Raw genomic sequence first — 19,064 nt, 5'->3', positions numbered from 1 at the left:
TGTCAGCTTTCGATCACCGCGCCGTCCGCGACATGCCAGCGCCGCCCGAACCCGACCGACTCCGCGAAGTACCGGTCGTGGGTCACCACCAGCAGCGTCCCCTTGTACCGGCGCAACGCCTCCTCGATCACGTCCAGGGCGTCCAGGTCGAGGAAGTTCGTCGGCTCGTCCAGCAGCAGCACCCGCGCCGGCGAATTCACCAGCACGGCCAGCAGCAACCGGCGCAACTCCCCCGCCGACAGGCTGCTCATCCGCGCGTCCCACTGGTCCGGCCCGAACTGGTGCCCGGCCAGAAGCTTCTCCGCGTCGTCCGGATACACCGGCACCCGCGACCGGAAGAACTCCATCACCGTGACCTTCGAGCGCAGCCCGTCGGTCGTCTGCGGCAGCACGGCGGTGTCGTCACTCTCGAGCGCCCGCAGCAACGTCGTCTTCCCGGCCCCGTTACGCCCGGTGATCAGGATGCGGTCACCTCGCCGCACCTCGACGTCGACTCCGTCGAGCAGCACGCGATCGCCGGCCTTCCGGGTGAGGCCGCGCGCCTTCAGCACCACCTCACCCGGATCCGCCTGATCGGCCGGGAAAGCCAAAGTCAACGGCGGTCGTGTGCGGGGCTCGGCGATCCACTTCACCGACTCCATCTGCCGGCGCAGCCGCCGCTCCCGCACCTTCGCCTTGCGCGCCACCAACCGGGCCACCCGCCGCAGGTGCGGACCGGCCACCCCCAGCCCGGAGGCGTTCTCGACACCGCGCGAATACTCCTTCGTCCGCTCGATGTCCGCCTCCCACCGGCGGCGGTCCTTCTCCTGCGCCTCGAAATCCAGCAGCAGCCGCTCCCACCGGCGCTGCTTCTCCGCCCGGTACGCCGTGTAACCGCCACCCGGATAGTCCTGCACCTCGGTGTCGATGCCGTCCAGCTCCAGCACCCGCGACACCACGGCATCCAGAAACGCGCGGTCATGACTGACGGTCAGAACCCCACCCGCGTACGCGTGAAGCCATCCCTGCAACCAGGCCACACCCTCGGCATCCAGGTGGTTGGTCGGCTCATCGAGCAACACAACATCCGGCTCGTCCAGCAAAGCCCGCGCCAGCAGCAGCCGCGCCTGCTCGCCGCCGCTGACCTGCCGCAACGTCAGATCGTCAGGCAAGTGCGCGATGTCCAGGCGCTGCCGGATCTCCGCGATCCGCGCCTCGGCCGACCAGCCCTCCAGAGCCGTCCACCGCTCCTGCTGTACGCCGAACTCGTCCAGCACGTCCTCGCCGTCGGCCAGGCGCGCCTCAAGACGCCGCAGGCTGCGCGTGACCTCGGCCAGCTCGCCCAGCCCGGCGGTCAGGAACTCGCCGACCGTGCCCTCCGGGTCAGGCATCTGCTGAGCCACGTACCCGATCCGACTTTCCGGCCCGTACGTGACGCTGCCGGCCTGCGGCTTCAACTCACCGGCCAGCACCCGCAACAAAGTCGACTTGCCGGCGCCGTTGGGCCCGACGATCCCGATCCGGTCCCCGTCCCCGACGACCAGGTCGAACCCGGCGAACAAGGGGTCACCGTCATGCGTACAACTGAGATTGACAGCCTTTAACAAGGAGCCCTCCACGAGCGAGAAACCGACAGGGACGCGCCGCTGCGGAACAGGCGGGGCGATTCACGAAGGTCGGGTCGCTATCACATGGAGAAAGGCACTCCCAGACATCGGCAACAGGTCCGCCGACCACGATGCCCGGCCAACGCCGCCTCCGCAACCGAATTACCTGTGGAGGTGATGTCGAGAACGCCCGGCCGGCTCCGTCCCCGCAGCATGAACCAGCTCCCCGACATCCTCGACCACCCGACCAGCCGCGAACTGCTCGCCCACGACATCACCCGCCTGGCCTACGTCGCCCAGGACGGCACCCCGCGCACCATTCCGATCGCCTTCACCTGGAACGGCACAGAAATCGTCCTGTGCACCACCCGGAACGCCCCGAAACTGCCCGCCCTGCGCCGCAACCCGGCCGTAGCCCTCACCATCGACACCGAGGTCCACCCACCCAAGATCCTGCTCCTGCGCGGCCGGGCCGAACTCGACGACGTCGACGGCATCCCCGACGAATACCTGCAGATGAACGGCACGTACGAGATGACCCCCGCACAACGCGTCGAGTGGGAAGCCGAGGTCCGCTCCCTGTACGACGGCATGGTTCGCATCGTCATCACCCCCACTTGGGCGAAGCTGATCGACTTCGAAACCACCCTGCCCAGCGCGGTGGAAGAACTCGTGCGGCAACGAGCCGAACGCCGGAGCGCCTGAGTCGGCGCCTAACCTGTCGGGCGTGACCGCCTTGGTGCCGTTCCGCCCGCTCGCCGTCGACCAGACCGACGTCCGGTACGCCCACGGACCCGACTCCGTGCGACGGCCCGGGGTGCCCGACGCATTCACCTGGAAACACAGCACTGTCTGCCCGGGCGCCTCCGCAGGTTCTGGGTCCACCTACCGGCCCGGTGCGACCTATCGCAGCCCGCGTCGCTGATCGTCTTCCTGGACGGGAAGTGGTACCTCGACCCCGAAGGCGAGGTCCGGGGCGCGATCGTCCTCGACAACCTGAACCACGGCGGCGACATCCTCAACACCATCGGCCTGTTCGTCGACCCCGGCGTCCTTGCGGGCCCGCGCCCGGAGAACCGCAACATCGAGTACGACGCCTTCTACGACCGGCTGGCCACCTTCCTGCTGACCGAGATCATCCCGCAGGTCACCCGGCGCTGGGCGATCACCGACGACCCCGACCGGTGGGCCGTCTGCGGCGGCAGCAGCGGCGGGAACGGCGCCTTCACCGTCGCCTGGCACCGCCCCGACAATTCCAGCGAGCCATCAGATACACGGCGGAAACCCCTACCCCGAGCTGATCCCGAACGTCCCCCGCAAGCCCCTGCGAATCTTCCTGCAGGCCGGCCACCGCGACCTGCAGTGGAACGAGCCCGAAGACAACTGGCTGTCGAGCAACCTGCGCGTCGCCGCCGCCCTGGCCGAGGCCGGCTACGACTTCCGTCTCGTCCTCGGCGACGGAGGCCACAACCCCAACCACGCCGGCGTCCTCCTGCCGGACACCCTGCGCTGGGTGCTCGCGCCGCCCAAAAAGCTAGGAGGAGGAAGGGCAGTTCAGGGAGACGTCGCCGGTGCCCTCCGGGCTGCCACCGAGCAGCACACCGTCGACATAGACGTCGACAGCGGAGCCCGCGGGCACCTCGGCCGTGAAGGACTCACCCGCGCCGATCGAGGCCGACGCCAGCACCGTGCTGGAGTCGCGGATCTCGACCCGTCCCGCCGCGCCGGACGGCCGTTCGGAAGTAACCGGAACACAGACTGAGATGTGCCGCTGGGGCTCGGTCTCGGCGTCGCCGCACGCCCCGGCCAGTGAGGCGGCCGCCGCCAGGACCACAGCCAGCCGCCCGGACACAGTTAAGACTGGCCGCCGAGTCACAGTCGGCCCAGCGAGTTCTCCCAAGTGCACGGCTCCACTCAAGCATCCGATGTCCACATGCGGGAGGCGCTGGCGGTCGCACCGCCTCCCGCATGTGGGATGACGCTCTGCGCGCGGCCGCCGTAAGCGTCACCACATCAATGGGCGTCGGACGTCGCTTAGCGCGGTCGCCTTGGGGCGTCACTACATTCTCTAGGGCGTCGGCCGCGTCGGCCGTCTCGGCGGTCTTCGGCGGTCTTCGGCGGTCTTCGGCGGTTCAAGTTGCCTCAGTGCCTCGTGGTGACTTACAGCTTCGTGGCGACTCGAGTCGTCATTGCCATCGGCAGGTCGACGCGTTCCCGATCCTTGCCGCGCCGAGGCACGCGCCGACTGCGATGGCGCCGAGCTTCGAAACCAAATAGTTGGGTGTCGTTGATTCCTTTTGGTTTGGGTTTTCAGCTTGGTTTGGTGCGCCGGTGTTCAGGCGCACAGCCGCTACTGCATCCTAGGATGTTTCATTGGTTACTGCGTTCTCGCTCACGCTGGGCCGCCCCGGAGAGATCTTGTCGCTGGGGTGCGGAGAATTGACGCCGTGCCGCGATCCTCTGGAAGCGCCCCGCCGCACCGGCACACCGCCGGTCCCCTTCGGACGCGGGAGGAGCTTGCCGTCCTCCGCCCCGAGCTGGTCGCGCGCTACGACGCCGAGCTGGCCGGCGCCCGGGCGGCCGTCCTCGCCCGCCTGCTAGGCGCCCTCGACCGCGAACCGCTCCCCGGCCTGATCTCCCGCCGCTCGGGTGAGGCCACCTTCGCGCCCGCTCAGGGTTCAGGCCTGGTCTCGGTGCGCTACCCCATCAGGGCCGCCCGCCCGTTCGCCGTTGTAGATCCAGGCCTCGCGACGTCGATAATGAGCTCGCCCGACAACGCGGCAAATGAGCTCGGCGCAGGCTCAGGCTCGGAGGACTTCACCGCCACCCCGACGGATCGGCTCGGCGCAGCCTCGGGCTCGGAGGTCTCCGCCAGCACCCCGGCGGATCGACTCGACGCAGGCTTGACTAGGCAGGATTCCGCCGCCAGCGCGGCGTATCGACTCGGCGCAGCCGGGGGCAGGAAAAATGCGGCCGGCAACGCGGCGGGTCGGCTCGGTGCAGGCTTGGGCGGGGAGGATGCCGCCGGCAGCACAGCGAGCCTCACCGACGCCGCCGACGCAGCAAACACCAGCAGCGCGACCCAGCCCGGCAACGCGACGGACGCCGGCTACGCGGCACTCAACAGCGCGGCCACCACCAACACCGGCCCCGCAGATCATGGCGCGAGCACAACCAACTCGAGCGACGCCCCACACGCGGCCGACGCGGCGAACACCAGCAGCACGACCCAGCGCGGCAACGCGGCGGACGCCGGCTATGCGGCCGTCACCATGACCGGCGGCGCAAATCGTCGTGCAAGCGCAACCGACTTCAGCGACGCGACCAAGACCGGGGGCGACGGCGATGCCGGCGGGGTGACCCGGTCGGTTGTGGACCCCGGGGAACTCGTACGGCTGCTCTGGGGTGACGTGCCCCTGGCTGAAGAAATCGACAACAGCGTCGCCAACATGGCGCTCGCTCGGGCTGCCCGCCACGATCAGCAGCTGCCCGAGCCTGGCGACCCGGACGCGCTCGGGCGGATCGAGCAGCTGGTCACCGACGGCCACCCGCTGCACCCCTGTTGCCGCACCCGGGGCGGCATGAGTGTGGCCGACGTTCTCGCGTACGCGCCCGAGCACTCCCCCGTCATCCGGCTGCAGCGCCTGCGTGTGCCGCGGGACCGCTGGTACGGCACGGCCGCGCCGATCCTGTTCGCCCACCCCTGGCAGGCCGCGCGGCTCGCGGCCGACTATCCCTGGCTGGTTCCGGACGGCGAGTCGGATCCCGTACGGCCGTTGATGTCACTTCGTACCGTCGCGCCCGTGGACGGTGGCCCGCACATCAAGACGGCGGTGGACGTGCAGATGACCAGCGCCGTCCGGACGGTCTCCCCCGCCGCCGTGCACAACGGGCCCGTCCTGTCGCGGCTGCTGCGGCGGCTCACCGCGGACCTGCCGATCGAGATCCTGGCCGAGATCGCCGCCGGCGCGGTGATCGTCGACGGTGTGCCGCAGCGCCACCTGGCCCATGTGATCCGCGAGGCGCCGCAGCTCAAGCCGGGCGAGCTGGCCGTCCCCCTGGCTGCGCTGGCCGCGCTGCCGGTGCGCCTCGATGACCCGTACGGGTGGTGGGAAAGGTTTTGTGATTTGTTCTTCGGGCCGATCACCCGGGTGCTGGCCCGCGGCGTGGCGCTCGAGGCGCACGGGCAGAACGCGCTGGTCGTGCTGGAGGACGGCCGGCCCACCCGCATCCTCTACCGCGACCTGGGCGGCGTACGGGTCAGCGCCGCTCGGCTCCGCGCCTCCGGGATCGAACCGCCCGCGCTGCTGGGTGACCTGCCCAGCGACGACCCGGCCGAGCTGCGGACGAAACTGGCGGCGGCCGCGTTCGGCACCGTCGCGGCCGAGCTGATCGCCATGCTCACCCGCACGCGGAACTCCGACCCGGACCGGCTGTGGGGCATGGTGGCCCGGGCCGTCCGCGCCACCGGCAGCGAGGACGTCCCGCACCTGCTCCGCGACCCCCTGCCGATCAAAGCCACCACCGCGATGCGGCTGGCCTCCGACCCGCTCGACGACCTCTGGGCCCACGTCCCCAACCCGATGGCGGCACACGCATGAACAAGACCCTGCGCCCGGAGCGCATCGCGCACACCGAGGCCGCCCTGGCCATTCACGCCCCGGAGCTGGTCCCCGGCTTCCTGGCCGCGTTGCCCGAGGCGGCGGACACGGTCGGGCGGCGGCTGCGCGGCGCCCTCGTCCGTGAGGGGCTGCGTGACATGGGCCCGGGCGAGCAGCACGGCTTCGGCCGCGTCGAATACCCGAGTTCCGGCGCCGGCGACCCGGTCGAGCTGCTGGGCGACATTGACGCCCCCGGCTTTGCGGCCGAGCTGCGCAACGCCGTGATGAACCTGGCCATCGCGATGGCCCGCCCCCGGCCGCCCGTCGGCGACGATGCGGACCAGCAGGCGATCGGCCTGGAACGCCTGGCTGTGGCCGGCCACAATCTGCACCCCTGCGGGCGTACGCGCCTGGGCTGGGACACCGGCGACGTGCTCGCCCACGACCTGGAGAGCGAACGGACGCGCATCGGTTTCGTGGCCGTCCGCGAGCGGCTGCTGCTCGGCGACGACGTGTTCCCCGAGGTCGACAAGCCTTCCGGGTACGCCGTCCAGCCGGTCCACGCGTGGCAGCGCGACAACGTGCTGCCCGACCGGTACGCCGATCTGCTCCGCGCCAAGGATCTGATCATCCTCGACGAGGAACGCGACGCCATACCCACCGCCGCCCTGCGCACACTGCTGCTGCCCGGCACCGGCCAGTACCTCAAGGTGTCGCTCGACATCCAGGTCACCTCGACCCGGCGCAGCATCAGCGTGGCCAGCACCCGCAACGGCCCGGGCGTGTCGAAGCTGCTGCACCGGCTCACCGCCGGCGAGGACAGGCTGCTGCTCATGGCCGAGACCGCGGGCGCCGCCGTGCCGGTCGGGTCCGGGCGCGACCTGTCGGCCATCCGCCGTGACGGCCTGGCCGGGCGACTGGAACCGGGCGAACGCGCCATCCCGGGAGGCGCGCTGCCTCTGGTGCTCGACGAGCTGATCACCGGCGATCCGGGCGAGTGGCTTCGGTCGTACGCGCAATTGGTTGTGCCCCCGCTGCTGCGGCTGACCGCCCAAGGCGTGGCGCTCGAAGCCCACCTGCAAAACTGCCTGCCCACCTTCATCGGCGGGCGCCCGCATCGGCTGGCCCTGCGCGACTTCGCCGGCCTGCGCCTGCATCGTCCGCGCCTGAACGCGGCCGGGCACGACATCGACCTGTGGCCGGGCTCGGTGGTCGGCACCGACGACCTCGACGTGTTCCGCGCCAAGATCGGCTACACGCTGTTCCAGGCCCACCTGGGCGAGCTGGTGCTGCGGCTCAACCAGCGCCTCGACCTCGACGAGGACAAGGCGTGGCGCATCATCCGCTCGGTGATCGACGAGCACGCCCACCCCGACGACCATGCCGCGTTCACCGCCCCGACCGCGCTGCACAAGGCGCTCGTGCGGATGCGGCTGGCCGGCGAGGGCGACATCTACGTGCCCGTCCGGAATCCGCTGCATGCGCCCGCCTGAGCACGTCCTCCGGGCGCTGCTCGAGCGGCCCCGACCGGCCTGCGCCTACGTCTACGACACGGCCACGCTGCGCGCGAGAGCGGCGACGGTCCGGCAGAGCGTTCCCGGTTCCTTCCTGTACGCGGTGAAGGCCAACGGCCACCCGTCGGTGCTCAGGACGCTGGCCACCGCATGCGACGGGCTCGAAGTGGCATCGGGCGGCGAACTGAAGCTGGCGCTGGCCGCGGGCGCGCGGCGCATCGTGTTCGGCGGCCCCGCCAAGACCGACGCCGAGCTGGCGGCCGCCCTCGACGCCGGCGTGCAGATCAACGCCGAGAGCGTGCACGAACTGCACCGCATCGCCGCCCTGCGCCCCGGGGCTGAAGTCGTGCTCCGCGTCAACCGGGCCGGCAGCGCCCTGACCGGCAGCCACACAATGACGGGCACGCCCACGCCCTTCGGCATCGACGAGCGCCAGCTGCCTGCGGCGCTTGCGGTTCCCGGCGTACGAGTAATCGGCTTTCACCTGCATGCGGTGTCCAACAACATGGACGGCGCGGCCCACGCGGCGTTCGTCCGCGAGGCCCTGCGCTGGTCGCTGGCCACCGGCATCAACCCGCGCGTGGTCAACGTGGGCGGCGGCTTCGGCGTCGACTACCTGACCGACGCCTCCATGGACTTGTCGCCGCTCCGGTCCGTCGAGGTGCCGCCGGGAGTGGATCTGGTCTTCGAGCCCGGACGGTTCCTGGCCGCCGACGCCGGCTGGTACGCCGCCTCGGTGCTCGACGTGAAGACCACCCACGGGCGCACCTTCGCCGTGCTGCGCGGCGGCACCCACCACTTCCGGCTGCCCGCGGCCTGGGGTTATTCGCATCCGTTCACGGTGGTGCCGGTCGACGAGTGGCCGCATCCGTATCCGCGGCCCTCTGTTCGTTCTACGTCGGTGGATGCGGTCGGCGAGCTGTGCACCCCGCGGGACGTTCTGTGCCGCGGTCAGCACGTCGACTCGGTGCGCGCGGGCGACCTGCTGGTGTTCGGGCGCACCGGCGCCTACGGCTGGGACATCTCGCACCACGAGTTCCTGCGCCACGACCCGCCGGAATTCGTCATCCTGTGAGCGTCGCCGCCCACTCGCGAAAGCCCGACTCGGGCGCGCCTTCGCAGTAACGCCGGAACTGGTCTCGCACTTCGTCCCGCCGGATCCCACCGACGATGACGGGCGGCCGGTACCACGGCAGATCTGCGCTGACCGGCCACCCCGCCACCAGCGCGGCGCCACCGTCGGCCGGCGACTCGAGCCCGTAGTAGACCTCGTCCACCTTCAAGGCCATGGCCGCCCCGAAACACATCAGGCACGGCTCGAGATTGACGGCCAGCCGCACCGGATGCTCCCGCCCACGCCAGCCCAGCCGTTCGTCGGCCGCGGTCATGGCCAGCAGATCCGCGTGCACGAGCCGCCGCCCCAACGACACGTCACGCGTGAAGGCGCTGGCCACGATCTCCCCGCCCATCTCCACCACGGCCCCGATCGGCAGTTCCCCGCCGGCCATCCCCGCCTCGGCCACCTCGATCGCGGCCGCCACCATCTCGTCCGGCGTCATGGCACCCATCCTGCCGGGCACTAGGGTGAGCGGCATGGCGCTGCAGCTCACCCAGGTGAACTTCAAGGCCCGCGACGACGCCGCCTTGGGCTGGTTCTGGGCCGCGGCGCTCGGCTGGGGCATCGACAGCGAGGCTCCCGGCGTCACCAACCTTCAGCCGGTCGGCTTCCACTGGCCGGACCCGAGCGCCGTCTGCATCGACCTCGTCAAGGTGCCCGACCCCGAGACGGTCCGCTACCGCGTACACCTCGACCTGGCCACGGAATCGCCCGAGCATCAAGCCGAACTGGTCGCCCGCCTCATCGACCTGGGTGCGACACCGGCCGACATCGGCCAGGGCGACGTTCCCTGGACCGTGCTGGCCGACCCCGAGGGCAACGTGTTCTGCGTACTGGAACCGCGCGAGACCTACCGCGACACCGGCCCCATCGCCGCGGTCGTCGTCAACTGCACCGACCCGCGCGCCCAAGCCGACTTCTGGGGCGAGGCCACCGGCTGGACCCGCCACGAAACCAACGACAACTTCGCGTCGCTACGCTCCGACCAGAACGTAGGCCCGTACCTCGAATTCATCCGCACCACCGGCGAGCCGACAGTGCAGAGCCGCGTCCACCTGGACGTGCTGCCCCACCGCCCCGAGGACCGCCCCGCCGAGGTGGCCCGCCTGCAGGCCTTGGGCGCCAAACCGGCCGACGTAGGCCAGGGCGACGTCCCGTGGCTGATCATGACCGACCCCGAAGGCAACCACTTCTGCATCCTCGGCCCCCACTGAAATACCCGCGCCGACGCCGGAACGCTTGGCTAGGGTGCGCGGATGGATGCAAGCACGGCCCGGCGGGCCACCCGGGCCGCCATGTCGATCACCTCGTCGCTCGGCCACCCCGCGGACGACGCCGTGGTCCTGCACAACTCGAACAAGCTCACCCTGCGCCTGCGCCCTTGCGACGTGCTGGCCCAGGTGGCGCCGCTAGCGCGCCAGGCCGCCCAGCTGGAACTGGACGTCGCCCGGCAGCTGTCCGACGTCGGAAGCCCGGTGGCCGCACCGCTGGCACCCGAGGTCTTTCTCCCGGACGACTTCGTGGTCACCCTGTGGACGTACTACGAACCGGTGACCACTGAAGCGATCCCACCCGCGGAGTACGCCCGAGCACTCGAACGACTGCACGCCGGGATGCGCCGGATCGACGTCCCCACCCCGAACTTCACCGACCGCGTAGCCCAGGCTCAGCAACTCGTGGCCGACCCCGACCGCACGCCCAAGCTGACCGATGCCGACCGCGACTTCCTGGCCACCACATTGCGCCGCCTGCGCCGAGCGGTCGCCAACAGCCCTCGCCCCCACCAACTGCTGCACGGCGAACCCCACCCCGGCAACCTGCTCCCCACCGCGGACGGCCCCCGCTTCATCGACTTCGAGACGTGCTGCCGAGGCCCGATCGAGTTCGACCTGGCCCACGCCCCCGACGAGGTGGCCGCCTTCTACCCGGACGACGACCCCGCCCTGCTCCGCGACTGCCGCACCCTCATGCTGGCCCTGATCACCACGTGGCGCTGGGACCGCGACGACCACTTCCCCAACGGCCACCGCCTAGGCCTCGAGTGGCTGACCCAACTACGAGCGACGACGGCCTGAAGTCAACCGAGCACCGGTTCTCACGACGTGGGCGTCCAACCATCCGTGCCGAAGCGGAAGGAGTAGAAGGTTTCCTCGTCCTCGGCGACTTCGAACCCGATCTGCTCCAGCCGGTCGATCTCTTCGATCGGGACGCCGGCCGGCTGGGCGCACACGGTCAGCATTCCGTCCTCGCAGTACAGCGGGCGGACGTCGTTGTTGTGCGCCGGGGCGAGGATGGCCAACGCCTCGACCAACTCGCACCACGCCGGCGGCGCATCTGGCCCGAGCAGCTGCCGGACCAGGATCCTGCGGGTATCCGGATCCATAGTGACCTCGGGCTCGTCCTCGCTGCTGAAGATCTTCATGCCTCATCATCCATCCGGGGTTGATTCCTTGCTTCGCTGACTAGGCGCGATGGAGGCCTGAACCACGGCATTGTGCGTTCACTCAGCGTCTGTTTGTCTGGGATCGGCAGCGCGGGCGGCCCGTAGGGTCGCCCGTCCTTTGCGCTGTTGATCTCCGCGGGTACGGCGTCCTAGGATGGACCCGGTGCAGGGCGGACCCGGCGAATCTCGCGCAACGCTTGGCGGCGGACATCCCCGGTCAGCGTGTCGATGTAAAGCGTCCCGTTCAAGTGGTCGGTCTCATGCTGCAGAGCCCGCGCCAGAAATCCGGTGCCGTGAATCACCAGCGGCTCGCCGTAGCGGTCGAAGCCGGTCGCCGTCACTGACATGGCCCGCTTGGTCGGGAAGTACAGCCCCGGGATCGACAGGCAGCCCTCGTCGTCGTCCTGCTCGCCCTCGAAGTCGGTCAGGACCGGGTTGATCATGTGCCCGATCGTGTCGTCGACGTTGTATGAGAACGCACGCAGGCTCACGCCGATCTGCGGGGCGGCCACCCCGGCCCGGCCCGGCTCGCGGACCGTGTCCTCCAGGTCGTCGATCAGCGCCCGCAGCTCGGCGTCGAACGAGGTGACCGGGTCGGCCTCGGTGCGCAGCACCGGGTCCCCGAAGATCCTGATGGGCCGTACTGTCATGCGGGAAAGGCTATCCGGCCGTTACCGTCAGCCCGCGAACAGGGCCAGCTGGTCGTCGGCCAGCAACTCCCGCAGCTTGACCAGCGAGCGCCGGGTCTGGCTCTTCACCACGCTGACCGGTAGCTCCAGCACGTCGGCCACCCGGTCCACGCTGTAGTCCTCGAAGTAGCGCAGCACAACGATCGCCCGGTCGCGTTCGGGCAAGCGGGCCAGCGCCTCCAGCATCGTCAGGCGCAGCTCGGGGTTCTCGCGGTAGGCCGGCTCGTGCATGACCGCCGTCGTGCTCTCGCTGGAGGAGCGGCGCCGGCGGTGGTCGAGGAAGACCCGAAGCAAGATCTTCTGCGCGTACGCGGTGAGGTTGTCCGACTGCGCGGCGCGCCGCCAGCTCAGGTACAGCTTGGTCAGCGCGGTCTGGGTCAGATCCTGCGCCAGGTGCCAGTCGCGGCACAGCATGAACGCGGTGGTGCGCAACCGTTCCGCGTGGGCGTGGGCGAACTCGGCGAATTGCTCATCGTCGGTCATGAGACGAACACCGGCGCCCGGCCGTAGCGCACCTCGCCCAGCTTGACCAGTTCGGCGTCCATCGTCATGCCCCAGCGCGGGTCGGCGACGATCCTGGCTGCCTCGTCCGGTGTGAGCGCGGAACGGCGGGGCGAGCAGGCGTCCACGTCGAGCTGCACGGCGGTTCCGTCGGGCCAGCGAGCGACGACCACCGTGTCCTGCTCGCAGTTGTCGTCGACGTGGATGATCGAGACGGTCGCGGTGCCGCCGCGGGGCTTCCCGGTCGGCATCTGCCCGAGGATCAGGCGGACGAGGCCGGGCCCGTCGCCGCGGTCGAGCTGAATTCTTACGTACGGGTCACCGGTGTCCGCCACGGCGGCCTCACTGGTCCGCCCGGACGGCAGCAGCTGCGTCAAAAGGTGAAGCATGGCCCCCGTTGTCGCTTTCTCACGCTTTCCCGCGACGCGTTGGACGCCGCTGTGGATCGTCAACGTACGCCCGTGATCACGAGCCGTGGGGGCAGTCGGGCTGACTGGCACAGATCCGGGAGTCGCCGGCGCCTTGCGAGCGGCCCTTCCCAGCGGTACGGGTTCCGAGGTGGCAGCCGGTGACGGCGTCACCACTGATTCGGCCGCCTGGACCGCCTTGCGCGGCTCCGAGTGAGCCGCCACCCCACCCGCCAGCACGAGCGCCAGCACCCCGGCGGAACCCGCGGCCACCGACGCGACCCGCCGGCGATGCCGCACCCGGCGCCCCTCGCGCAGCGCAGCCCCCACCACGTCACCCAGCGGCGGCGGCCGCTCGTCGTTCAGTTCGGCCCGCAGCAGCGCACGCAGGTCTTCGGTCACCAGCTCAACCCTCTCCGCACCCGTCTGGAAGACATGACGTGCCGACCAGGCCGTTCGGTGACCGTGGCGGAGGACCTCGAACGGAGAATTGCCCATACTGCCCGCTCACGAGGGTTCCGGCCAATTTCTGTCGTACGGGGGTGGCAGTGTGCCGGGCATGCCGAAGACGCAGTACTACACCGCCACTTCCATCGACGGCTACATCGCCGACCAGCACAACTCACTCGACTGGCTGTTCGAGACAGGCGACGGCCGCGAGGACGAGTCCGGCGCCGAACCGTTCGCCGCCTTCTTCGCCGACGTGGGCGCCTTCGCCATGGGCGCCACCACCTACGAGTGGGTCCACAACCACGAAAAACTGGGCGTGCATCCCGAGAAGTGGCGCGAGTACTACGCCGACGTCCCCTCCTGGGTCTTCACCCACCGCGACCTGCCACCCCTACCCGGCTCAACAGTGCACTTCGTCCAGGGCGACGTCCGCCCCGTCCACGCCGCCATGACGAAGGCCGCCGCCGGCAAGAACATCTGGCTGGTCGGCGGCGGCGAGCTGGCCGCCACCTTCGCCGACGCCGGCCTCCTGGACGAGATCATCCTCGGCGTGGCCCCCGTAACCCTCGGCGCCGGCGCCCCCGTCCTCCCCCGCCGCCTGACCTCTTCCCGCCTGACCCTCACGGCTCTGGAGCGCCGAGGCCCCTTCGCCTACCTGACCTACGCAGTGGGGGCGCCCAACTGACAATCACCCACTCAACCCGCTCGTCCTCCTCCCCGACCGGCCGCACGGGCGCGCCCGCATGGCTCGAACAAGCCGATACGTGCCGCGCAACCCCGCGCCGCGGCCGGCCTGACTTGTAGCGACCGTCGCCGGAGGCGTTGGCCCGCCTGATCCATGCCCGCATGTGGGACGACAGTTCGGGAGCGATCCCCAAGCGAGCAACGACTCAAGTGGAGTCGCCAACAGCAATGACGGTTCCGAGTCGGAGCGTGCGACGCGACCGGTCGATGCGCTGCCCACGAGCGGAGCTGCGCCGATGGGCAAGACCCCGCAGCCAACAGCCGGATTTCAGGTTGGTCCACCGGCCTACGGGCGGGGCAGCTCCCGCCAGGCGACGGTCGCGGTGAACCCTGCGCCGGCGCGTCGCGGCATGCCTGAACGTCGGTGGCCGAAATCCGGCCAGGCGACGGTAGCGGTGAACCCCTGCGCCGGCGCGTCGCGGCATGCCCGAACATCCGGCGGCCGAAATCCGGCCAGGCGACGGTCGCGGTCAACCCTGCGCCGGCGCGTCGCGGCATGCCCGAACATCCGGCGGCCGAAATCCGGCTCGCGGGGCGGCCGCCCCTGTCGTGGTCCGGAACGAGGCGACGGTTCGGTGGGGCGAACCGTGCCGGGCGTTCCTCTCGTGGCGCGAACTCCCTCAGTCGGTGGCTGGAGGGGGGCCTGCGAGGGCGGCTTTGATGGGGGCCAGCTTGGCGGCGGCCTCGGCCACCTCGGCTTGGGGGTCGCTGTCCCAGACGATGCCGCCGCCGGCCCAGGCGTGCACGTGGGTGCCGTCGACAGCGACTGTGCGGATGGTTAGGCCCAGGTCGAGGTGGTCGGGCCCGATCCAGCCGACCGCGGCCATGCTCACGCCGCGGCCGACCGGTTCGAGACGGGCGATCTCGGCCAGGGCGGCGACCTTGGGAGCGCCCGTCACCGAGCCGCCGGGCACCAGAGCGCGCAGCAGAGACGCCAGGTCGAGCTCGCCCACGATCGGGGCCGACACCACCGACTCGGCCTGCCACAGCCCGGACCACTCGCGCACGGCGAACAACTCGTCGACCTCGACCGGGCCCACGCCGGGCAGCCGCGACAGATCGTTGCGCGACAAGTCGACGATCATGACGTGCTCGGCCCGCTCCTTCTCCGAGGCGAGCAGCTCACGCCGGCCGTCCGCGGTGGCCGGCCGGGTGCCCTTGATCGGCCGCGTGATCACCCGCCCGTCCCGCACCTCCACCAGCGTCTCGGGCGACGCCGTGGCCAGCGCCCACCCCTCCCCGACCAGGACTCCCCCGTAACGCGCCCCCGCCAGCCCGGCCACCCGCCGCAGCGCCGACAACGGGTCACCCACATACGGCGCCTTGGCGTGCCCCACCACGTTGACCTGGTAGACGTCGCCGCGCCCGATGGCCTCCCGCACCGCCGACACCGCCGCCGCGTGCTCGGCCGGAGTCCAACTGGCCGTCCACTCCCCCAGCGCCCACGACCGACCAGCTCCGCCCGGCGACGATGCCGAACTGACCTCCGTGCCGCTCGGCACGTCATCGGCGTGCGGCGGCATCCTGCTGATGGTCCATTTCCCCAACGCCCATGAAGGACCGTGCCGGTCGCCCGGCGACGCCGGATCAGGCCTCGGGCCGCTCGGCACGCTGGCGGGATGCGCTTGTGCCGGCTCGGTTGGGAAGGGCGCCTGTGGTTCAGCCGCACGGTCTGATGGCGGCGGCCCGCTTTCTGCGACGTCGTCAGCGTGGACTCGATCGGCGGCCGCGCCCTGAGACAGCACCGTGTCATCGGGTTGCGACGGGGAGTCATTGTCAGGGGAGACATGTTTGTAGATGACTGCGTAGACGTCGGGGAGTGCCGGGACCGGGGACGGGGCGGCGGCGGGGCCGCCGGCCATCACGGAACCGGCATCGGCCGATACGTACAGTGCGGCGCCGCAGAGGGAGCCAGCGCCGATCGGGTGGACGTGGGGGGCCGTTAGGCCAATGTTTCGCACGCGCAGTCCGTTGGCGGCGAGGAAGTCGGCGACAAGCTCTGCTGGGTCGCCGCCGTCGCACCTGGACCAACGGAACGTTGCGTACGCACGGTGACGGCCCTGGCAGGACGCCGGAGCACCCGGAGGAGTGACGAAAGGAGGTACCGGGAAGTGGCCGATCGACCGGCTTCCGTGGACCATCGGAGACGAGGATTCTGTCAATGGCGACACCGTCACCGGCTCGAACCGTCGTCGTTCGATTTGAGGTAACGTCCGTCACCGTCGTTGTGAGTCATCACACAAGCCCCCCGACCGGAGAAACACCTGATGTGCCAGCACACGAAGCCCTGTCCCACCGCTGAGGCCGTCGACCGTGAGGCCGCGCGGACCGTCGCGACATGCCGCGAGCAGGGCTGGAGCCTGCTCTGCAACGGCGTCATCATCTTCGAGGACACCGGCGAGATCCTGCCCGACGGCACGATGATCGAACCGCACCGCGGCCCGGCCCGTCACGCCCTCGCGGCCTGACTGGAAAACAGCTGAAAGCCGGCCGTGAGGTCGGCACCGTCTCGCTACCGACCGTAGCGAAACGATCCCCGAAGCTGAAGCGGCCGAAGCGCGCCCCCCGACGACGAGAGGGCGCGCCGCGAGCCCCACAAAAGCCGCGAGGCCCACAAAAGCCGCGAGCCGCCCAAGGCCGCAAGCCACACAAGGCCGCAAGCCGCGCAAAGCCGCAGGGCCCCACAAAGCAGGGCCGGAGGGCCGACCGAACCCCGGCCGGCCCCGCGAACAGGCTCAGTCCTCGAACGCTTCCGGCGACGGGCACGAGCAGACCAGGTTCCGGTCGCCGTACGCCCCGTCGATGCGCCGCACCGGCGGCCAGTACTTGGCCGCCCGGTCCACGCCCGCCGGGAACCCGGCCACCGACCGCGGGTACGCGTGCTCCCACTCGTCGGCCGACACCGCCGCCGCGGTGTGCGGGGCGTTCCGCAGCGGATTGTCGTCCTTCGGCCACGACCCGGCCGCCACCTGGTCGATCTCGCCCTTGATGGCGATCATCGCCGCCACGAACCGGTCGAGTTCGGCCAGGTCCTCGCTCTCGGTCGGCTCCACCATGAGCGTGCCGGCCACCGGGAACGACATGGTCGGCGCGTGGAAGCCGTAGTCGATGAGCCGCTTGGCCACGTCGTCCACGGTCACGCCGGTCGCCTTGGTGAGGGGCCGCAGGTCGAGGATGCACTCGTGCGCGACCAGGCCGCTGTTGCCCGTGTAGAGCACCGGGTAGTGCTCGCGCAGCCGCGAGGCCACGTAGTTCGCCGCCAGCACGGCCGTGCCGGTCGCCGCGGCCAGCCCGTCCGGGCCCATCATCCGCAGGTACGCCCACGAGATGGGCAGGATGCCGGCCGAGCCGTGCGCCGCCGCCGACACCGCGTGGTGGTCGCCCGGCTCGAGCGGATCGCCGGGCAGGAAGCCAGCCAGGTGCGCGCGTACGGCCACCGGCCCCACACCCGGGCCGCCACCACCGTGCGGGATGCAGAACGTCTTGTGCAGGTTCAGGTGCGACACGTCGGCCCCGAACTTGCCGGGCCGGGCGAACCCGACCAGCGCGTTCAGGTTGGCGCCGTCCACGTACACCTGGCCGCCCGCTTCGTGCACGGCCGCGCACAGGTCGGCGATCGACGACTCGTACACGCCGTGGGTCGACGGGTAGGTCACCATGATCGCCGCGAGGTTCGAGGCATGCGCCGCGATCTTGGCGTGCAGGTCGTCGAGGTCCACGTTGCCGGCGTCGTCGCAGGCCACCACGACTACGCGCATGCCCGCCATGACCGCCGACGCCGCGTTCGTGCCGTGCGCGCTCGACGGGATCAGGCACACGTTGCGGTGCTCCTCGCCGCGGGAGCGGTGGTAGCCGCGGATCGCCAGCAGCCCGGCCAGCTCACCCTGCGACCCAGCGTTGGGCTGCACGCTCACCGCGTCGTACCCGGTGATCTCGGCCAGCCACCCCTCGAGCGTCGACACCAGCGCCTCATAGCCCTCGGTGTTGCTTGCCGGGGCGTACGGGTGGATGTTGGCGAACTCGGGCCAGGTGACCGGCTCCATCTCGGTGGTCGCGTTCAGCTTCATCGTGCACGAGCCGAGCGGGATCATGCCGCGGTCCAGCGCGTAGTCCTTGTCCGACAGTTTGCGCAGGTAGCGCAGCATGCTGGTCTCGGAGTGGTGGCTGCTGAAGACCGGGTGGGTCAGGTAGTCGCTGGTCCGGCCGAGCGGCTTGGCGCCGCAGGTAGCGGGGGCGGCCACCGGTACGCCGAACGCCTCGAGCACCGCGGCGACGTGCGCGTCGGTGGTGGTCTCGTCGGCCGCGACCGACACCCGGTCGGCGTCGACGAGCCGCAGGTCGATGCCGGCAGCCGCGGCGGCCGCGACCACCTCGGCCGCACGGCCCGGCACGACGGCCGTCACGGTGTCGAAGAACGCGTCGCTCTCGACGGAGATGCCGCCGGCGGTGAGGCTGCCGGCCAGGGTCAGCGCGTGGCCGTGCACCCGCGCCGCGATCGCGCGCAGACCGGCCGGCCCGTGGTAGACGGCGTACATGCTCGCCATCACGGCCAGGAGCACCTGGGCCGTGCAGATGTTGCTCGTCGCCTTCTCGCGGCGGATGTGCTGCTCGCGGGTCTGCAGCGCCAGCCGGTACGCCGGGGCGCCGTCCGCGTCCTTCGACACACCCACGAGGCGGCCCGGCAGCGACCGCTCGAGCCCGGCCCGCACGGCCAGGTAACCGGCGTGCGGCCCGCCGAACCCGAGCGGAACACCGAACCGCTGGGTGGTGCCGGCCGCGATGTCCGCCCCGATCTCGCCCGGCGCGCGCAGCAGCGTCAGAGCGAGGAGGTCGGCGGCCACCGTGACCAGCGCACCCTGGTTGTGAGCCGCTTCGATCAAAGACTTGTGATCCCGTACGGCGCCCGAGGCCCCCGGATATTGCAGGTGCAGCCCGAAGAACTCGTCCGGGAGTTCAGCGTCCGGGGAAAGCAGATGCAGAGAGATGCCCAGCGGCTCGGCCCGGGTGCGCAG

At 70.7% G+C, this 19,064-nt stretch carries 18 protein-coding genes; 8 read left to right on the top strand and 10 right to left on the bottom strand.

Annotated elements, in window-relative coordinates:
- Window positions 1–2: 2 nt before the first annotated feature.
- Window positions 3–1,541: an ABC-F family ATP-binding cassette domain-containing protein gene (locus tag OWR29_RS35440; RefSeq protein WP_267567852.1), complete on the bottom strand. Its 1,539-nt coding sequence runs from the start codon at window positions 1,539–1,541 to the stop codon at window positions 3–5.
- A gap of 258 nt (window positions 1,542–1,799) precedes the next feature.
- Here OWR29_RS35440 and OWR29_RS35435 point away from each other — a divergent pair, with 258 nt between their 5' ends.
- The gene (locus OWR29_RS35435) at window positions 1,800–2,291 is read left to right on the top strand and encodes a pyridoxamine 5'-phosphate oxidase family protein (RefSeq protein WP_267567851.1); all 492 of its coding nucleotides are present in this window, start codon (window positions 1,800–1,802) and stop codon (window positions 2,289–2,291) included.
- A gap of 198 nt (window positions 2,292–2,489) precedes the next feature.
- On the opposite strand, the gene OWR29_RS35430 is transcribed toward OWR29_RS35435, so the two are convergent.
- Window positions 2,490–2,828, bottom strand: coding sequence for a hypothetical protein (locus OWR29_RS35430; protein WP_267567850.1), 339 nt, complete (start codon window positions 2,826–2,828; stop codon window positions 2,490–2,492).
- 292 nt (window positions 2,829–3,120) lie between these two features.
- The gene (locus tag OWR29_RS35425; RefSeq protein ID WP_267567849.1) at window positions 3,121–3,438 is read right to left on the bottom strand and encodes a hypothetical protein; all 318 of its coding nucleotides are present in this window, start codon (window positions 3,436–3,438) and stop codon (window positions 3,121–3,123) included.
- A gap of 595 nt (window positions 3,439–4,033) precedes the next feature.
- On the opposite strand from OWR29_RS35425, the gene OWR29_RS35420 reads away from it, so the two are divergent.
- From OWR29_RS35420 to OWR29_RS35410, 3 genes are read left to right on the top strand one after another with little or no spacing between them, the layout of a single operon-like run.
- Window positions 4,034–6,187 (top strand): IucA/IucC family protein, encoded by a 2,154-nt coding sequence (locus OWR29_RS35420; protein ID WP_267567848.1) that lies wholly within the window; start codon window positions 4,034–4,036, stop codon window positions 6,185–6,187.
- Window positions 6,184–7,680, top strand: coding sequence for an IucA/IucC family protein (locus OWR29_RS35415; RefSeq protein ID WP_267567847.1), 1,497 nt, complete (start codon window positions 6,184–6,186; stop codon window positions 7,678–7,680). The genes OWR29_RS35420 and OWR29_RS35415 overlap by 4 nt, the downstream gene beginning before the upstream one ends.
- Window positions 7,667–8,776 (top strand): type III PLP-dependent enzyme domain-containing protein, encoded by a 1,110-nt coding sequence (locus OWR29_RS35410; protein WP_267567846.1) that lies wholly within the window; start codon window positions 7,667–7,669, stop codon window positions 8,774–8,776. The genes OWR29_RS35415 and OWR29_RS35410 overlap by 14 nt, the downstream gene beginning before the upstream one ends.
- Here OWR29_RS35410 and OWR29_RS35405 read toward each other — a convergent pair.
- Window positions 8,766–9,260: a tRNA-specific adenosine deaminase gene (locus tag OWR29_RS35405; protein ID WP_267567845.1), complete on the bottom strand. Its 495-nt coding sequence runs from the start codon at window positions 9,258–9,260 to the stop codon at window positions 8,766–8,768. The two genes, OWR29_RS35410 and OWR29_RS35405, sit on opposite strands and share 11 nt — an antisense overlap.
- A 34-nt stretch (window positions 9,261–9,294) precedes the next feature.
- Between OWR29_RS35405 and OWR29_RS35400 the strand changes: the two genes are divergently transcribed.
- Window positions 9,295–10,032, top strand: a complete 738-nt coding sequence (locus OWR29_RS35400; RefSeq protein WP_267567844.1) for a VOC family protein — start codon at window positions 9,295–9,297, stop codon at window positions 10,030–10,032.
- 42 nt (window positions 10,033–10,074) lie between these two features.
- Window positions 10,075–10,893, top strand: coding sequence for a phosphotransferase family protein (locus tag OWR29_RS35395; protein ID WP_267567843.1), 819 nt, complete (start codon window positions 10,075–10,077; stop codon window positions 10,891–10,893).
- A gap of 20 nt (window positions 10,894–10,913) precedes the next feature.
- Here the strand turns inward: OWR29_RS35395 and OWR29_RS35390 are convergent, their stop codons facing one another.
- From OWR29_RS35390 to OWR29_RS35375, 4 genes are all read right to left on the bottom strand, one after another.
- Window positions 10,914–11,240 carry a hypothetical protein gene (locus OWR29_RS35390; protein WP_267567842.1) on the bottom strand — a complete coding sequence of 109 codons (327 nt, stop codon included), beginning with the start codon at window positions 11,238–11,240 and terminating at the stop codon, window positions 10,914–10,916.
- A gap of 170 nt (window positions 11,241–11,410) precedes the next feature.
- Window positions 11,411–11,911 carry a peptide deformylase gene (def, locus tag OWR29_RS35385; RefSeq protein ID WP_267567841.1) on the bottom strand — a complete coding sequence of 167 codons (501 nt, stop codon included), beginning with the start codon at window positions 11,909–11,911 and terminating at the stop codon, window positions 11,411–11,413.
- Between the two features lie 27 nt (window positions 11,912–11,938).
- Complete coding sequence (locus OWR29_RS35380; protein WP_267567840.1) at window positions 11,939–12,433, bottom strand: sigma-70 family RNA polymerase sigma factor; 495 nt, start codon at window positions 12,431–12,433, stop codon at window positions 11,939–11,941.
- A complete protein-coding gene (locus OWR29_RS35375; protein WP_267567839.1) occupies window positions 12,430–13,260 on the bottom strand; it encodes a hypothetical protein in 831 nt (276 codons plus the stop codon). The genes OWR29_RS35380 and OWR29_RS35375 overlap by 4 nt, the downstream gene beginning before the upstream one ends.
- Window positions 13,261–13,417: 157 nt before the next feature.
- On the opposite strand from OWR29_RS35375, the gene OWR29_RS35370 reads away from it, so the two are divergent.
- Window positions 13,418–13,993, top strand: coding sequence for a dihydrofolate reductase family protein (locus OWR29_RS35370; RefSeq protein WP_267567838.1), 576 nt, complete (start codon window positions 13,418–13,420; stop codon window positions 13,991–13,993).
- 679 nt (window positions 13,994–14,672) lie between these two features.
- Here OWR29_RS35370 and OWR29_RS35365 read toward each other — a convergent pair.
- Window positions 14,673–15,914 carry a chorismate-binding protein gene (locus tag OWR29_RS35365; RefSeq protein WP_267567837.1) on the bottom strand — a complete coding sequence of 414 codons (1,242 nt, stop codon included), beginning with the start codon at window positions 15,912–15,914 and terminating at the stop codon, window positions 14,673–14,675.
- Between the two features lie 405 nt (window positions 15,915–16,319).
- On the opposite strand from OWR29_RS35365, the gene OWR29_RS35360 reads away from it, so the two are divergent.
- Complete coding sequence (locus OWR29_RS35360; protein WP_267567836.1) at window positions 16,320–16,520, top strand: DUF5999 family protein; 201 nt, start codon at window positions 16,320–16,322, stop codon at window positions 16,518–16,520.
- 267 nt (window positions 16,521–16,787) lie between these two features.
- Here the strand turns inward: OWR29_RS35360 and gcvP are convergent.
- A partial coding sequence (gene gcvP / locus OWR29_RS35355; RefSeq protein WP_267567835.1) for an aminomethyl-transferring glycine dehydrogenase occupies window positions 16,788–19,064 on the bottom strand: 2,277 nt, incomplete at its 5' end.

The sequence above is a fragment of the Paractinoplanes pyxinae genome (assembly GCF_026626335.1).
In the GTDB taxonomy this organism is placed as follows: domain Bacteria; phylum Actinomycetota; class Actinomycetes; order Mycobacteriales; family Micromonosporaceae; genus Actinoplanes; species Actinoplanes pyxinae.
Note: the sequence above shows the minus strand (reverse complement) of the source record. Positions and strands in the feature narration are given on the sequence as shown.